Origin of the sequence: Cellvibrio fibrivorans (genome assembly GCF_031457055.1) — a bacterium.
Lineage (GTDB): Bacteria > Pseudomonadota > Gammaproteobacteria > Pseudomonadales > Cellvibrionaceae > Cellvibrio > Cellvibrio fibrivorans.
On the sequence record NZ_JAVDVX010000005.1, the window covers coordinates 278,127 to 295,117 of the forward strand.

8 protein-coding genes are annotated in these 16,991 nt (G+C 50.0%); 2 read left to right on the top strand and 6 right to left on the bottom strand.

What is annotated here, in order from left to right:
• Positions 1-11: 11 nt before the first annotated feature.
• From J2X05_RS14550 to J2X05_RS14575, 6 genes are all read right to left on the bottom strand, one after another.
• Complete coding sequence (locus J2X05_RS14550; protein WP_310073661.1) at positions 12-422, bottom strand: hypothetical protein; 411 nt, start codon at positions 420-422, stop codon at positions 12-14.
• A gap of 85 nt (positions 423-507) precedes the next feature.
• Entirely contained in the window at positions 508-1,830 is a 1,323-nt protein-coding gene (locus J2X05_RS14555; protein WP_310073664.1) for an aminotransferase class I/II-fold pyridoxal phosphate-dependent enzyme, read from the bottom strand.
• 39 nt (positions 1,831-1,869) lie between these two features.
• Positions 1,870-8,220 (bottom strand): type I polyketide synthase, encoded by a 6,351-nt coding sequence (locus tag J2X05_RS14560; RefSeq protein ID WP_310073665.1) that lies wholly within the window; start codon positions 8,218-8,220, stop codon positions 1,870-1,872.
• A gap of 44 nt (positions 8,221-8,264) precedes the next feature.
• Positions 8,265-10,664, bottom strand: a complete 2,400-nt coding sequence (locus tag J2X05_RS14565; RefSeq protein WP_310073666.1) for an aminotransferase class I/II-fold pyridoxal phosphate-dependent enzyme — start codon at positions 10,662-10,664, stop codon at positions 8,265-8,267.
• Positions 10,665-10,747: 83 nt separating this feature from the next.
• On the bottom strand, positions 10,748-11,416 hold the full coding sequence (locus tag J2X05_RS14570; protein WP_310073667.1) for a TVP38/TMEM64 family protein: 669 nt from the start codon (positions 11,414-11,416) through the stop codon (positions 10,748-10,750).
• An 11-nt stretch (positions 11,417-11,427) separates the two neighbouring features.
• On the bottom strand, positions 11,428-12,234 hold the full coding sequence (locus J2X05_RS14575) for an SDR family oxidoreductase (RefSeq protein WP_310073669.1): 807 nt from the start codon (positions 12,232-12,234) through the stop codon (positions 11,428-11,430).
• Between the two features lie 154 nt (positions 12,235-12,388).
• Here J2X05_RS14575 and J2X05_RS14580 point away from each other — a divergent pair, with 154 nt between their 5' ends.
• Positions 12,389-12,931, top strand: coding sequence for a Crp/Fnr family transcriptional regulator (locus tag J2X05_RS14580; RefSeq protein ID WP_310073671.1), 543 nt, complete (start codon positions 12,389-12,391; stop codon positions 12,929-12,931).
• Between the two features lie 127 nt (positions 12,932-13,058).
• Complete coding sequence (purL, locus tag J2X05_RS14585; RefSeq protein WP_310073673.1) at positions 13,059-16,928, top strand: phosphoribosylformylglycinamidine synthase; 3,870 nt, start codon at positions 13,059-13,061, stop codon at positions 16,926-16,928.
• Positions 16,929-16,991 lie beyond the last annotated feature (63 nt).

Consider the following 16,991-nt stretch of genomic DNA (forward strand, 5'->3'; position numbering starts at 1 on the left):
TTCCTGTTCTCCTAGACCGGATAGCCTTCAGCAGTTAATCCACCAGCATCAATGGTTGGGCCGGGCAGGCCTATAGCGCTGTATACCGGCGGCAATGCGTAATAATTGAGTGCGATTAAAATGCGGAATGGCTCCCAAAAAGGTTTGAGGTCAGTGTTGCTAGCCACTATTTCGGTAACGGTAGCGATACCTGACTGGTCAAGGGTTTGGATCGGCTGACCAAAAATAGAAAGTGCGATGCTGTTGATAATATCCAAGGCGTTGGCGGTAGCCTGAAGCACCGCTGGAGCCCAAGTTTCCGCAATACCGACAAACATGTCTGCAACCGGCAGGGTTGATGAAGGTGGAATAGGGCCGAGTCCGGGGCATACCCCATCGGCCAGCGTTTTGATAACAAGGTATTGTTGTTCAGTGAAACTCATGATTATTCCTTATGGCTGTTCACGGTATGCCGCGCCTTACCAGCGTTGTGGGCCGGTGGCGCTAATAGTGTTGTGGTAACTGGAATCAGAGAGCAGATGCCAAGGTATCCAGGGTGTAAACCATGTCTTCCTTCCGGTGTTCGCTGCTAATAAAAAAGCGCAGCCGCGCCTCTCCTTGTGGGACCGAAGGGTAAAACATGGGGTGTACGTTGATTCCCGCCCGGAATAGCTGATCGGCAACCCGGATGGTTTTCTCGCTGTCGCCTAGGATGATGGGCACTATGGGTGTATCAAGGCTGGGGCCGATGTTGAGCTTGCGATCCAATGCCAGTTGGCGGAAGTAATCGGCATTGTTTTGCAGACGTAATACCGGTTGGTTGCTTTGAACGAGTAATTCCAGACTGGCCAGTGCTGCTGCAGCATTGGCCGGAGTGATGCCTGCGGAATAGACAAAACCGGGTGTGGTGTATTTAAGGTAGTCAATCAGGGCTTTCTTTCCGGCAATGTAACCACCATTGCTCGCAAGTGCTTTGCTCAGTGTTCCCATCCAAAAATCCACATCGTTGGGGGATACGCCAGCATATTCGCTGATACCGCGGCCGGTTGAGCCTACGGTACCCAGGGAATGAGCCTCATCGACAAACAGGAGCACCGGATACTGCTGGCGCAAACGGACAAAGTCCCGCAAGGGCGCCAAATCGCCATCCATGCTGTAGGCCCCCTCTACTGCCACCAGAATTTTCTGATACTTGTGCAGGTTTTCGGCGATTAATCGCTCGCAGTGTTCGACATTGTTGTGCTTGAACGCGATGCGTCGGGCACCAGACAAGAGGCACCCTTCCACGAGGCTGTTGTGGCTCAGCTCGTCATAGAGAATCAGGTCTTCGCTGTTAAAGAAATGTCCGATGACAGTCACGTTGGTGGCGTGGCCGCTGGGAAATACCAGCGCCGATTCAGTCCCCAGAAATCCCGCCAAGGCTGCTTCCAGTTCGCGATGGACAGGTTTTTCGCCAGTGACCAAACGGCTCGCCGATGGTGAGGTGCCGTATTGGTCGATGGCGGTTTTGGCCTGTTCATTGACATGGGGATGACCAGAAAACCCCAGGTAGTTGTAACCGGAGAAACTGATCAGCTCCTTCCCATTAATACGGGTATGGCGGCCGGTAGTACCTTCATTGCTGCGAAAGTAAGGGTTTTCCACACCGGCGCGCTCAATGATGGACTTGTGCTGGTCAAAAGCGCGAATCTCCGGATAAGTGGAGAAATCGCGTATATCGAACTCCAGTTTAAAGGGCGGGCGTTGGATGGCTTTGCTGCCCGCAGGTTTGGCAGCGCCCGACTGCCGGGCTAACAGTGCCATAGCGTCGTGGCGACGCTGTTCGCTGGTTTTAATGTTGGTGCTTTGCATAGTCAATTCTCTTCAAATGTCCTTGTTGATGGATAAGGCCTAGCAGGTTTTTTCAGTGAGCTGATTGACCAATTGCTCGGTCAACTGATCCAACGACGGTCCACTGAGTAGCTCCATGGAAGTCACTTCAAGCCCATATTTGCTGCGAAGGCCGCGTGAGAGTTCGACGCTCATAATCGAATCGATGCCCAAATCACTGATGCTTCGATCCTGTTTGATTTCACTAAGCGGGACTTTGACGATCTGCGCCAATTCGCCCGACAGGATTTCCAGTAAGCGCGCAAAATATTGTTCCTGATGCTCCAGCTCACTGAGCAACGCAGCCAGTGCCGGCGGTATGTCTTGCCGTGCGCGGGCTTTTTGCACCAGGCTGCTAAAGCGACTGGATGCTGCACTTTTGGGTGATTGCTGCGCCCACACCGCCCAATCCACATTGAATAAACCTATCTGGGCTGGTTCGTTGTTCATGATGTAACCCAGCGCCCGGAGCACATCGGCTGTGAGCAGGCCTTGAATGCCTTTTGCATCCAGTACCATGGCAAGGTTTTCATCCCGTGCAACCACACCTATCTCCTGCAGTACGCCCAGGTTAATCGTGGTGGCAGGTAAACCCGCAGCCTGGCGGTAATGGGCAAACCCGTCGAGGAAGGCATTGGCAGCCACGTAGTTGGCTTGGCCGACGTTGCCAATCAGGGAGGAAATCGAGGAAATGCAGATAAATTGGCGCAGAGATAAATCGAGTGTCGCTTTATGCAGGTTAATAGTGCCCTGTACTTTGGGTTGCATTACCCTCTTCATCCGCTCCGGCGTCATGCGAACGGCGAGATCATCGTCCAGCACCATTGCGCAATGGATGATCCCGGCAAGTGGGCGCATTTCCTTATTAATGTTCTGGACCAGGCTTTGGGTGGGTTTCAGATCGGTGATATCTACGTCAAACAAGCGCACTTGTTTACCCTGAGCCGATTGAACAAATTCGCGCGCCTCCGGGCGGTTGCTGCCATTTCGGCTAACCAATGCAATAGAGTCAACTCCCTGCGCTAACAGCCACTTGGCGATTTGCAATCCAAGGCCGCTGGTTCCGCCGGTGATCAGATAGCTTCCACTGCGATCAATTGACGGCACTGCAAGGGTCTCGCTTACTGTAACGCTGGCATCGGTAAACTCGATGACCGCCTGGCCTGTTTCATCGCTGAGCACAAAATAATTCAACAGCTCTGTGGTGTTGCAAGCGTTAGCTACTCCTTTCGGCAATGGCGGTAAACTATCGCTAATCGCTGTCTCTTTTGCTCGCTCGATCCACTGGGCGAACAGCCCTGGTTGACTGGTAAAGCTCTGGAAGATATCGAGGTAGGCATAGCGGTAATTTGTCAGGGCGGGCGTTGCTGCCAGTTCCTGCCCATCCACTGCGGGGAGTTGGATAAAGTGTTTGCCAGGAGCGAGTAGTTTGAACAGCTGCGTGGCGTGCTCATTACCCAAATCATTTACGACCAAATCCAGGCGGCTTTCCCCCAGCAGGTCTACCAGGTCAGTGGTGTAGGTAAGATCCTTATTGTTCAGGATCCTGTGAACACCCATTGCTTGCAGTGGTTGGCGTTGCGCCTCCTGGCTGATGGTGGCAAAGACCGTGAGTTTGCGGGCCAGCGCTAACTGACCCAGGGCAAGACCCAGCGGAGATGCGGCGTTTTGGATAAAGACTTTACCGCTGGTACCACCGGCAACATCATCCAGCATATAAAGTGCTGCCGCGTAAAACGCGAGGTCTGGATAAAGATTTTCCGGCAAGCCGGCAGGGCGTTTGAGGCAGAGGCGATGGTTCAGGGTGTACTGGTTGGTGATCGCCGACTCATTCACCAGCACCAGCACTTCATCTCCCAGTGCAAACTCGTCGCAATCCGCACCGGTTGCCACAATCCAACCCAACGCCAAGCGAGGGGGTTGATGGGTTTTACGACGGCCCTGTAACAGGGCATCAATATCCGGTTTGTCGATCAGTAAGCGCTCTATCTGCACTTGCACGTCATCGGGGCGCAAGGTCGCAGGTGCGATACGTTGGAACTCGAGGCTACCCTCGGCAGACTTGCGCAATTGCACCGGATTGAGCGGATCATTGGCTGGTATCTGATGCACAACACGCTGTTCGCCGGCATCAATATTGGTGGTGGTCAATTCCCGAATAAAACGCATTTCACCCTGGAGGGCGATATCCTCTTCCTGACCATCCAACAGCTCATTGACCAGCATTTGCAACTCAGCATCAGTGACAGCCGCCGAGCCCAGCGCGAGATCTATATGGCGCGGTGTGATAGCGCTAAGCTCGTTGGCCAACAAATGTGCCAGTGATGCGGCAGGTTGTAATGCCGGATTGGTCGGTTTGCCGCCAATAGTATGGGCGCCGCGAGTGACTATGTTCAGGTTGAGCTGGAACTCCGGTTCCTTTATCCATGCCTTGAGGGTTGCAAGGGCTGGGTTATTCAGGCTTTGTGCCAACGCAATCAAGGGTAAGCAAGGGTTAATGACATCGGTGAATTCAGGCAGCTGCTGTTCACCTTCCAGATCTCCGGCAAAGTAGATCAAGTGATTAGCCCCGGCAGCCAGATTTTCTTCCAGCGCCTGTTTAAATGCCGTTATTGCTTTTTCGTCGTCGGGCACATTGCTAGTTGTCAGCAATTTCGGGCTGATCCCGCGACCTTCGAGGTGGGCAACAAAAGGCTTGATTGATGGCAGGGTCTGTTCGGAGGCAAGAATTAACCAGGCATCAGATCCAGTGACTTCTCTATCTGAAAGGGCCAGTTGTCTTGGAGTCCATTGGTAATGATAAAACGCGCCATCCAGTGTATTGACTGCGGCCTCATCGGTTTCACCCGCTAGCAGTGTGCATTCCAGTGAGCGTAACTCCGCCAAGGTATTGCCTTGGTCATCAAGCAATTTCAAATCGCACAGAATGCCTGTTGCGGTTTGCTCCAGTATTTCGCCATAGCACCAAAAATGGCTCGGGATGTTTTGATAGACGGTAACTTCGCCTACTTCGACTGGAACCATGGGGGCTGTCTGCTGGCTGTCACTGAGGGCAATCAGGCTTTGGAAGGCGCCATCCAATAAGCTGGGGTAGCTTAAATAACTCTTTGAATGAGCATCTTCGGCCATTAACGGGGCAGAAATTCTCGCTAGCAAGGCGCGCTTACCGGTAAAGAGCTGCTCAATCGTCTGGAATTGCGCGCCGTAGCCAAGGCCGCGCTCATCAAAACTGCGATAGAGCGTTGGTATATTCAGGGCGGTCGCGCATTTTTTCTTCAGTTGATCGAGGTCGATTTTGGCTGGTGTGCGGCGCAAAACGGCTCCTACCAACTTGCCAGTCGCGTGTAATGTCCAGTTATTGTTGTTGACCTCGCTGGAGTAGACCGCAAACCTGTTTTGGCTTTTATCTTCAACAATGCGCAACTGCTGGGTTTTATCTGCATCTACCATCAGCATGCGGTGGAACTTGAGTTGTTCCAGGCTAACCGCACCGCGGCGTTCTTTTTGGTAATGCTGCAGCGCCAATCCCGCTTCTACATAACCCGCTCCAGGAAAGACTACGCGCCCGGAAATGCGATGATCTGGCAGGAAGGGGAAATAGTTTTCGTTTAGCTCCACCTGCCATGTGGGTTCTGGGGTCATCAGCTTTTCAAAGAAAAAGGGATGTTCTTCACCGCTACCTAACAAGTAGTTGCGCGATAGGTTGGACTCGTTCCAGTAGCGTTCGCGCTGCCAGGGATAAGTCGGCAGGCGGATGAAGTTGGCTTGCTGGATGGCCTCAGGCCAGCGCAAGTGGTATCCGGCGTTGAACAATTGGCCAAGGGATTCGAGAAAGGCGACAGATTCATCTTTTTTACGTACCAGGCTGGCGATAACACGCCCCTGGATCTGTTTGTCGGCAAGGCATTCATTGAGGAAGTTGCGGGTTACCGGATGCGGGCCCACTTCAATAAAATGGGTGTAGCCATCTTCAATCATTTGGGTAATAGCGCGCTCAAAGCTCACTGGTTGGCGGACGTTTTGCCACCAGTAATCGGCAGTGAACGCGCTGCCACTACTTCGACTTCCCAAGGCTGTCGAATACACCGGAATACTTTCCGGATGGGGGTGGATGTCCGCCAGCACACGGTGGATCTCGTCTTTGATCGGATCCATTTGGTAGCTGTGATAAGCCACTTCCACTTGCAGCATGCGGTTGAAAATGCCTTGCGCTTCCAGCAATTGGGATATCTCTTCCAACTGCTCCTGATTACCTGCAAGGGTTACGCTGGTAGCACTGTTAACGGCAGCAACAGACACCTGGTCATATAAGCTGGTCAATTCAAATGCAGCATCGCCGCCCATGCCAATGGCGAGCATGCCGCCACCGCCAGCCAGGGTTTGTTGTAAACGGCTGCGTTGATAACTGACGGTGATTGCATCTTCCAGAGTTAATGCACCGCATGCATAGACGGAGGCTACTTCACCCACACTATGGCCAACTACCGCTGCCGGGGTAACTCCCCAAGAGCGATAAAGTGCGAGTAAACCCGCCTGTATCAAGAAATTCGCGGGTTGGGCAATGGCTGTTTTAGCCATTTTGGAATCCGCTTCCGGTGCAAGCAGTTCTGCTTTGATTGACCAGCCTGCTACTTTGCTGAACAGCTCATCGCATTGGTCAATGACTTGCTGGAAGACGGGTTCGCGCGCATAAAGTTCGCGGCCCATCGCCCACCATTGCGGACCCATGCCGGTAAATACAAAGGCGAGGCGGCGATTGCCCGATACATCAACGGCGGCTTGTACGCTACCTTCAGGGTGATCGCCCTGTACGAGGCTGCGCAGTTTTTCCTCAAGATCCGTTTTGTTTTTAACGACCAGACTCAAGCGCTCTTCAAGGCCAGATTGGCGATAGGCCAAGCTGTAATTCAAATCGTTCAACGAAACGTTTTGCCCTTGAGGGCTTTGCAAATAGTCGAGTAACTTGCTGCAGCGTGCGTTCAATGCTTTGCGGTTTTTTGCACTCAATGGCAGCAAATAATGTCCTGCCTGATCGAGCGTCGGCTGAGCAGAAATGGGTGATTTAAATTCCTCCAGGATAACGTGGCCATTAGTTCCGCCATAACCGAAGGAGTTAACCGAAGCCAGGCGGGTGCGTTCGCCCTCATTCCAGATACGTTGGCTGGTGGGGACCGCAATGCGTCCACCGGCGAAATCAATATTGGGATTGGGATTATTGAAATGCAGGTTGGGCAGGATTGCCCCGTTTTTAATGGAGAGTGATGCCTTGATGATCCCGGCCACACCTGCGGCCGATTCAGTGTGGCCGAAATTGGATTTTACCGAGCCGACGAAGCAGGGGGTTTCCACCGGGCGACCCGGAGTAAACACAGCGGAGAGTGATGAAATTTCGATGGGGTCTCCCGCCTGGGTGCCTGTGCCATGTGCCTCGATATACCCAACATCCAGCGGATTAATCGCCGCTTCACGGTACAGTTTTTCGATCAGACGCTGCTGTGCTTCTGCGCTCGGGAAGGAAATACCGTTCTGGGTATGGCCATCCTGGTTCACGCCGGTGTTGCGAATCACTGCATAAATTTCATCCTTGTCGGCAATGGCCTGCTCCAATGTTTTGATAATGATGATGCCCGCTCCCTCACCGCGCACATAACCGGCCGCGTCTTTATCAAAGGATTTACAGCGGCCATGGGCAGAAAGGAAGCCGCCCTTGCTCATTGAAACCATATATTCAGGGCGCGAGATAACGTTGACTCCCCCCGCGATAGCGATGGAGCAATCACCATTGATAATGCTTTGACACGCGTAATGCATTGCCACCATGGATGAAGAACAGGCGGTATCCATAGTGACGCTCGGGCCTGTTAAATCGAATGTATAAGACAAACGATTGGACAGCATGGTCATGGTTACGCTGGCCGCGGTGGAAGCGCTGATGGTTTCCACATTATCGCGACCCAATTGGAGCAATAAGTTATCCAGGTTAAATGCGCCGATAAACACACCGGTATCAGAGCCGCGTAAACGCTCTTCGGTGATACCGGCATCTTCGAATGCTTCCCAGGTCACTTCCAGCAGCAGGCGCTGCTGTGGATCTGTATAAGCGGCTTCGCGTGGGGAAATGCCAAAAAATAACGGATCAAATTGATCCAGTGATTGGTGTAAGTATCCGCCTTGTTTAACGCGCGATTTACCCGGGCGTTTATCATTGGCATCAAAAAATTTGCGGTAATCCCAGCGGTTAGATGGGACGTCAACGATTGCATCTGTCCCCTTGCTGATGACGTCCCAGAATGTATCGGCTGAACTAATGCCGCCTGGATAGCGACAACCAATTCCGACAATGGCGAGTGATGGACTATTTTTGTGCGTCATTATTACTTCTCCTATTAAGGCGCAGTCATTTCCCGATGCGATGTTTAAGCAGTGATTTGAATACTGATTGCAATGCTGGCAAAAATATCTACTAACTTTTCGAGGTCTTCCCAGGTGATGTCTTCATATAAATTCAGATGAATTACCGACATTTCTGGTGGCAACAGTGGTTGGCCAATTGCCGCCACAGCAACACCGAGTTGCAGCAATTTTTTCTGAACGGCCAGACTGATCATAAAATCTGTGAAAATAAGATTGATGACCGGACTCTGATAAAGCGCAGCATTAAATCCTTGCTCAATTAACTTTCCAGTAAAAAATTCAGCTTTGGCAAATAGTTCGGAACCAGCCGACAGGCGGTTTGCGGTCAGATCCAGTGCGGTGGATAAGGCTGCAAGTTGCGCCGCCGATAAACTGCCCGCAAATAATAAGCTGGTCGCCTGATGGCGGATGTGTTCGATCACTTTGGTTGATGCAGCAACAAACCCTGCATCGATACCAACACCGGATAACGTAGAAGCAACAATCACATCAATCTGGTCGCTAACACCCTGTTGGGCGCTTAGGCCTAAACGATAGTGCGCGTTAGGTGAATGTTTTCCGCATAAACCAAGGGTGAGTGATTCATCGACATAAAGCCGCGCACCGTATTGCTGTTTTAGTTGCACCAGAGCTGCTATATCAGTTTGGTCACCGAACAATGGAAATGCAGTTTCAGCAATGATCAGGATTTTCCGGCCTGTATTTTCGGTAAGGATTGCTTCCAGATTTGAAAGGTCTTGATGCGCGAAGGTTTTTATTTCACAGCCGGCAGGACCAACCGCTTCCCATATGCCGGGACTGGTTTGTTCATCCAGCAATACCAGGCAAGATGAATCGAGCAGTGGCGCGAGTGCTGTCTGGTGAATTAAATTTCCATTTGGTAGTAGTTGTACTGCTTGTTGTTGCACCGCTTGGGAAATTTTAAATTGCAATGCGCGTGTAACATCAGATTCACCACTAAAAAAAGGTGCTCCGTTATAGGTTGCTTTGGTGCGTAGCCAAGCGTTATTCGCTGCGTTGATAACGTCGGGGTGCTGACTGTAGTTAACAAAAATGCCACTGCTCAGCGGGAAGTTTACGGTTTCCGTATCAGGATAAAATCCATATAGTCCTCCCAACTTAAGAATATCTATATCGTAATTAACTTCTACTTTGGCAAAGGCATCATTGGTGGTGTAGTCAACCAGTTTTTGTGTGAATATCGATTTGTATTCATCGGCGGTCATAGTGTCCAACGGCCAGCTACCAGCAGCGTAATAATTTAGTTCAGGCGGCTGCTCAATAGCATCGGTAATCATGCGATTTACAACAGTGGTGAAGTGCGAATTTTTTTGATGTTTGATGAAGTACACCAATGGTTGCATTTGTGCGCCTAATAATTTTTTAGGCGTATAATTGGTCATTCCTAATTGCATGCGTTGCTTACCAAGCGCAATTGCACGCTTTAATGAAATCATCGATGCAGCGCGATAAAAATTGGCCTCACGGTATTGTGGATAATCGTAATCCACCCCCCAATCTGCCATGTGGTAGTCTTCAGTCCCAATCAGGCTCCACATAAAAGCCACGAGTTTTTCTCCTGCATAAAATAAAATAACTTCACTGTTATTTTCCAGGCGCAAGCCCGCTTCGTAAAAAAATTCTTCATCCAGCTGCTCACGGTTGTAATCGTCTGAAGATGCATTCACATTGCGCCATAGGTCTGCCATTTGCTTGGCCAGATGTTTGTAGTCAGACGTTATTTCAACGCGTATACCAAAATCTTCTTCTATCTTTAATGCGGTTTTGAGTTTGTATCTGTCTTTACTGTTTAAACTTTCCAAATAGCTTTCTATTGAATCCCAGCGAATGTCGATAACGGCATTGGTGAATCCAGCAGAGGGGGCATACCCCAGGGGCACCAGGATTTTTTCGTAAATGCTGTACTGTTCCAGCGGTACATCGCGAAATACCAGCAAGTCCAAATTTTTCTCGGTGGCAATAGTTTGTAATTCGTTGTGAATCAATGGAATTACTTGCGCTAGATGATGTACATCTTTTACCGCTATTCCATCGCCATTCATGGCAAATAAACCGCACTCCGCCATGGATAAATACAGATAATCCGGTATCCAACTTTTTATCAGGCGGCGTGCGTGGGGGGAGAGGTTTTTATCGAGGGATGCAAAATCCATTGATACTTCGTAAAGATTAGCTTTGCCGATGTAGTGGTTGCCTTGCTCAAATGTCAGGTAGTGACAATTTAAGTTATTCACGCCCGACAACTCAAACGTTTGCAGTACGTTGTGCTTTAGGCCTGTGGCTCGCGGTACTACTGCATCCCATTGGTGTTCGGGGATATCAAGAATGGTGTCGAAGCGGGTGCAACTGGTTTTGGTGGTAACCGAATCAATAACGTCCATTATGTATACCTCATATGGTCAAAAATTTTATTCAAGAGCAGTTGGCGTTAATTAACTTCCTTTTTTGTAAAAATTGATTTTTTTCAAATTGGTTTTTGATCTGATTTAGGATAATTTCGGCGCAAAAATATAAACCATGAAAACCATAAGGTTAAAGAAATGCCTATCGCTGCGAGAATGGCCGGTGTCGGGTTGGCTAGCGAACTTTTCGAGCCGGCATAGGCGGCGATAAACGAATAAGGGACGGTTGATATGCTGTAGTACACCATAAAGCGGAAAAATGACATTTTGTTTGCACCTGCTAAGCAAGCGACAACTTCCGGTAAAATTGGCAGCGCGCGACACATTAATATTATGCTGGCACTGTGCTCGGAAAAAATATGTTGCATTTCCGCAAGTTTATTTTCGTCTTTGTAAATTTTTATGAGGATTTTCGGGCCGATCGCCCAGCAAATCCAATACCCGACTATACCTGCCAGCATCATTCCGGTCATTGATGCAAGACCACCCCCTAACCATCCCAGAAAATATCCTGACAAGATACAAATTGTTAAGTTGGGGACTGCAATAAAAAGATCGGAGAACAATAAAATAATTACGGCTATTGCCACATATACGGGATTTATTTCTGAAGCCATCGTCAGCCATGTTCTAACGTCCTCGATGGTTAAGATGCCAGTGGCTTTTATCACAATAAATGTGGACGCAAATATGGCTGCTAATATAAGCGCGATTGTTATCAGTTGTTTCATAGTTGGCTCCGTTATCCGGCTTTCATAATGGCTGCCATTAGGGTGGGGCTAATTCGCGCCACCAATGGAATTAGTTTTGCTTTCCCTACAAAAATTTCTTCATCGTCATTTTCAATGCCTTTGATAATGGCTTCGGCTGCGCTGTCGGGTGATATTTTTCCCTTACCTCTTCCATGAGTCATAGGTGTATCAACTAATGGCATTATCGCCTCAAAGACTTTTATGGGAGTTTCTTCCAGTTGGTAGCGAAAGCTTTGGGTGAAATTGCGCAGGCCCGCTTTAGTGGCGCAGTACACAGCGGAATTTTTTTTGGGGTAAAGCCCCAAGCCTGATGTGATGTTGACTATGGCGGCTGGTGCTTTCAAGTTAAGTAAAGGGCCCAGCATGAGTGCACAGATCCTGATGGGTGCCATAAGGTTTACACTGATTTCATTCTCGATGCTGTCAAAATTAAAATCTTTATCCAAGAATGTTGGCGTTGCTTGAATTCCAGCATTATTAATGACCACAGAAATATCAGGGTGGTTGTTAATGATTTCACTGAATGTTTTTTCCAGATCTATTTTGTTTGCAAGGGCACATTTGTAAATGTGCACATTGGGGAATTCGTTCTTTAGTTTTTCAAGATGCACGGGGTTGCGGGCAATAACAACAATGCTTTTACTGGTAGACGATAACTGTTTTACCAGTGCGTATCCGATGCCTGAGGTGCCACCCGTTATGAGTAATGTTTTGTCCTGTAAATTCATATTTCCATGCAATCCTGTATAAAGACTTAAGGGTGGCGAATTGTATGGTTGCAAAAAATTATTAATCATTAACTCCGGTTAACTTAATTGTTAGAAATGACGCCAATGTTCCAATTTGAAATTGTCGTCTCAAATTTTGACAATAATTAAAATGCCAATTAAGGTGTGGTTCTTTAATAAAAGAGACTTGATGTAAAGTCCGTATTTTTGGTGGGAGTTATTTTTGAACGAGCAATTGAAAAAATTAGGTAATGTTCGCCATTTCCCTAAAGGAGCATTTTTGTTCAGGCAGGGCGATAGTGGTGGCAATTTATTTTTTATTCAGAGTGGATTGGTGAAAGCCTATTATGAAACGCTCGATGGAAAGGAATTTATAAAGTCATTCGTTACAGGCGGTGAGTTTATTGCCAGTATGCAAGCCACAGTTGCGGGGAATCCGAATTCATTTACTGTGTTGAGTCTCGAAGATTCGGTGGTAATTGATATACCTAAACAAGCAGTATTGAATTTGGTTACTGATAATCCAGGCTTAACTGATGTTTTAAATTCCATGCTGCTCAAGTTGGCAATGAAAAAAGAACGGCGTGAGTACGAGCTCTTGTGCATGTCGCCAGAAGAGCGCTACTTGTTATTTTGTGAGCGCGAGGCCGGGTTGCTCGGGCGTTTATCGCAAAATGATATAGCGCGGTATCTTGGTATTACCCCTGTGGCACTAAGCAGGATTCGCAGGCGTGTGGGTTTTTTGATGGATCGTCCACCTGAGTAGGCGGTCAGGGAAATAGCGAGAAGCTATTTACTGTCGAAGGCGCAAAAAACCTCTCGGGGAGGGCGTAAATCCAGTACAATGCGCGCCTTTCTTTTTGTCATTACCCCATGCCGAGGCTCTTCCCACTATGTTAATCCTGCGTGGCGCTCCCGCTCTTTCCAGTTTTCGTACCCAAAAACTTCTGGCCAACCTGCAACTGCGCGTTCCTACTGTGACCGGTGTTAGTTCCGAGTTTGTACATTTCGCTAATGTTGCCGCCCCTTTAAGTGCTGAGCAGCAGCAAGTATTGCAGCAACTGCTTACCTATGGCCCCAAAGTCGAGGGCGAAGTGAGCCATGAAGGTGAACTCTTTTTGGTAGTGCCGCGCCTTGGGACTATTTCTCCCTGGGCATCCAAAGCGACTGACATCGCCAAAAATACTGGCCTTGAGCCTGTGCGCCGCATTGAGCGCGGCGTTGCTTATTATGTAACGGGAGCGATTTCAGCTGCCGATCGCGCTGCAATTACCGCGCTATTACATGACCGTATGGTCGAAACCGTATTTGATCGCCTTGAAGCCGCAGAGCAATTATTTGTATCCCAAGCTCCGGCTCCGCAAACTTCGGTAGACATCCTCGGCGGCGGTCGTGATGCGTTGGTCGCCGCCAACAAATCCCTCGGTCTGGCCTTGGCCGACGACGAAATCGACTATCTGGTTGACGCCTTTAAAACCCTCGGTCGCAATCCCATCGATGTTGAATTGATGATGTTTGCCCAGGCCAACTCCGAACACTGCCGCCACAAAATTTTCAATGCGTCCTGGACTATCGACGGCGTAGAACAAGAGCGCAGCCTGTTCAAGATGATCAAAAACACCAACGAAGTGGGCGGCGAAGACGTGCTCTCGGCCTATGCCGATAACGCTGCGGTTGTTGTTGGTCACGAAGCAGGGCGCTTTTATCCCAACCCGGATACCAAGGCCTACGAATACACCCAGCAACCGATTCATCTATTAATGAAGGTTGAGACCCATAACCACCCAACGGCGATTTCCCCTTTCTCGGGTGCCGGTACTGGCGCTGGCGGTGAGATTCGCGATGAAGGTGCAGTAGGGCGCGGTTCCAAACCCAAAGTGGGCTTGAACGGGTTTACCGTTTCCAACCTGCAAATCCCTGATTTCGTCCAGCCTTGGGAACAGAACTATGGCAAGCCGGGCCGCATTGTGACCGCGCTCGATATCATGCTCGACGGCCCTATCGGCGGTGCGGCGTTCAATAACGAATTCGGTCGCCCCAATATCTGCGGCTACTTCCGTACCTTTGAAGAGAACTTTGACGGCGAACGTCGCGGTTATCACAAGCCAATTATGCTGGCCGGTGGCTACGGCAATATCAAAGCCGAACACATCGAAAAACCGCCTTTTGCAGCGGGTTCCAAATTAGTCGTGCTCGGCGGCCCAGCCATGTTGATCGGTTTGGGTGGTGGTGCTGCATCGTCTATGGCTTCCGGCTCGTCTTCAGAAGATCTGGATTTCGCCTCGGTACAGCGTCAAAACCCGGAAATGGAGCGCCGTTGCCAGGAAGTGATCGACGCCTGCTGGCAATTGGGTGACAAAAACCCGATCGCCTTTATCCACGATGTGGGCGCAGGTGGTTTATCCAACGCCTTCCCTGAATTGGTGAAAGATGGCGGTACCGGCGGCAAGTTCGAGCTGCGCAATGTGCCCAACGATGAGCCGAGCATGAGCCCACTGGCGATCTGGTGTAATGAATCGCAAGAGCGCTACGTATTGGCGATTAAGCCTGCGGATCTGCCGCGTTTTGAAGCCATCTGCCAACGCGAACGCGCAGCCTATGCGGTAGTGGGTGAGGCGACCGACGAGAAACATTTATTGGTTAACGACAAACATTTCGATGCAAAACCGGTCGATCTGCCTATGTCTGTACTGTTTGGCAAACCGCCCAAAATGCACCGCAGTGCCGATAAACACCAAGCAGCTACTCATGCGTTTACGACCGATGGTATCGCGTTAAATGATGCGGTTGAGCGTGTGCTCAAACACCCGGCCGTAGCAAGCAAAAACTTCCTCATCACCATCGGTGACCGCTCGGTTACCGGCATGGTGGCGCGCGATCAAATGGTTGGCCCATGGCAGGTACCGGTTGCTGACGTTGCGGTGACCACGGTGAGTTATGACAGTATCAAAGGCGAGGCTATGAGTATGGGCGAGCGCACGCCGCTGGCACTGCTCGATGCCCCCGCATCTGGCCGCATGGCGATTGCTGAAGCCATTACCAATATCGCTGCGACCCGCATTGAAAAATTGTCCGATGTAAAACTCTCCGCCAACTGGATGTGCGCTGCTGGCCACAAAGGCGAAGACGAAAAACTTTACCGCACAGTGCAAGCTGTGGGTATGGAACTCTGCCCTGAACTCGGCATCACCATCCCGGTGGGTAAAGATTCCATGTCCATGCGCACGGCCTGGAAAGACGGTGGCGAAGACAAAGCCGTAACCGCGCCTTTGTCGCTGGTAATTTCTGCGTTCGCACCGGTAGTGGATGTTCGCCAAACTCTGACGCCGCAACTCAGAACCGACAAAGGCGATACTGAATTGCTGCTGCTCGATTTGGGTAATGGTAAAAATCGTTTGGGCGGATCAATTCTGGCACAGGTTTATAACCAACTGGGTGATGTTCCTGCCGATCTGGATTCGGGTGCGCAACTCAAAGGCTTCTTTAATGCGATGCAAGCGAGCCTTGCCGCAAATGAATTGCTCGCTTATCACGACCGCAGCGACGGTGGTTTATTTACCACGCTTGCTGAAATGGCGTTTGCCGGACATACAGGTGTTAGTGTCAACCTGGATGGTTTGGGTGCTGATGCCTTGGCTGTTCTGTTTAACGAAGAAGCCGGTGCCGTTGTACAAGTAACACGCGCAAATTCTGCTGCAGTGCAAGCGCGTTTTGTTGCTGCAGGTGTAAGTGTGAAAGCAATCGGTGGCTTGAATACAGACGATACTTTGGTTATCAACCAAGGTGCGAATGTCTTGTTCAATCAACCGCGTGCGCAACTGCAATCGCTTTGGGCAGAAACCAGCTATCGCCTGCAAGCCTTGCGCGATAATCCGGCCTGCGCCAAATCAGAATTCGACGGCATCTTGAAAGCAGATCCGGGCTTGAGCGTAAAACTAAGCTACGACATCAATGAAAACGTTGCAGCATCGTTTATTAACACTGGCGTGCGCCCATCCATCGCAGTGTTGCGTGAGCAAGGCGTAAATGGCCATGTTGAAATGGCTGCGGCGTTTGATCGCGCAGGCTTCAATGCCGTTGATGTGCACATGAGTGATTTACTCTCTGGCCGTGTATCGTTGGAAACCTTCAAAGGCTTGGTGGCTTGCGGTGGTTTCTCCTACGGTGACGTGCTTGGCGCAGGTGAGGGTTGGTCAAAAACCATTTTGTTTAACAACAAAGTACGCGATGAATTCGAGCGTTTCTTCCACCGCAACGATACCTTCAGCCTGGGTGTGTGTAACGGTTGCCAGATGATGGCAAATTTGAAAAATATCATTCCCGGCGCTGATCACTGGCCGCGTTTTGTGCGCAACCTGTCTGAGCAATTTGAAGCGCGTTTCAGCTTGGTACAGGTACAGGAATCGTCGTCAGTATTGTTCAAAGGTATGGCCGGTTCGCATATGCCTGTGGCGGTTGCGCACGGTGAAGGTTATGCCGAATTTGCCAATGCTGATGCACTGAAAGTATGTAATGAGAGTGGCACTGTGGCGATGCGTTTTATCGATAACAATCTCAATGCTACTGAAACCTATCCTGCCAACCCGAACGGTTCTCCCTTGGGGATTACCAGCGTGAGCAGTAAAGATGGTCGCACCACTATCATGATGCCGCACCCTGAGCGTGTGTTCCGCGCAGTAAGCAATTCATGGAAGCCGGACGATTGGAAAGATGATGGTGCCTGGTTGCGTTTGTTCCGCAACGCGCGGGTGTTTGTGGGGTAGCCTGAGGGTTATCGCATCTAGTCTACAAAATATTACAAACATAACCGGGAGGCTTTAGCCTCC

Excerpts from the sequence above, each read along its gene's own strand:
- J2X05_RS14550 (WP_310073661.1), bottom strand. The coding sequence starts at position 422 with ATGAGTTTCACTGAACAACAATACCTTGTTATCAAAACGCTGGCCGAT.
- J2X05_RS14555 (WP_310073664.1), bottom strand. The coding sequence starts at position 1,830 with ATGCAAAGCACCAACATTAAAACCAGCGAACAGCGTCGCCACGACGCT.
- J2X05_RS14560 (WP_310073665.1), bottom strand. The coding sequence starts at position 8,220 with ATGACGCACAAAAATAGTCCATCACTCGCCATTGTCGGAATTGGTTGT.
- J2X05_RS14565 (WP_310073666.1), bottom strand. The coding sequence starts at position 10,664 with ATGGACGTTATTGATTCGGTTACCACCAAAACCAGTTGCACCCGCTTC.
- J2X05_RS14570 (WP_310073667.1), bottom strand. The coding sequence starts at position 11,416 with ATGAAACAACTGATAACAATCGCGCTTATATTAGCAGCCATATTTGCG.
- J2X05_RS14575 (WP_310073669.1), bottom strand. The coding sequence starts at position 12,234 with ATGATTAATAATTTTTTGCAACCATACAATTCGCCACCCTTAAGTCTT.
- purL (WP_310073673.1), top strand. The coding sequence starts at position 13,059 with ATGTTAATCCTGCGTGGCGCTCCCGCTCTTTCCAGTTTTCGTACCCAA.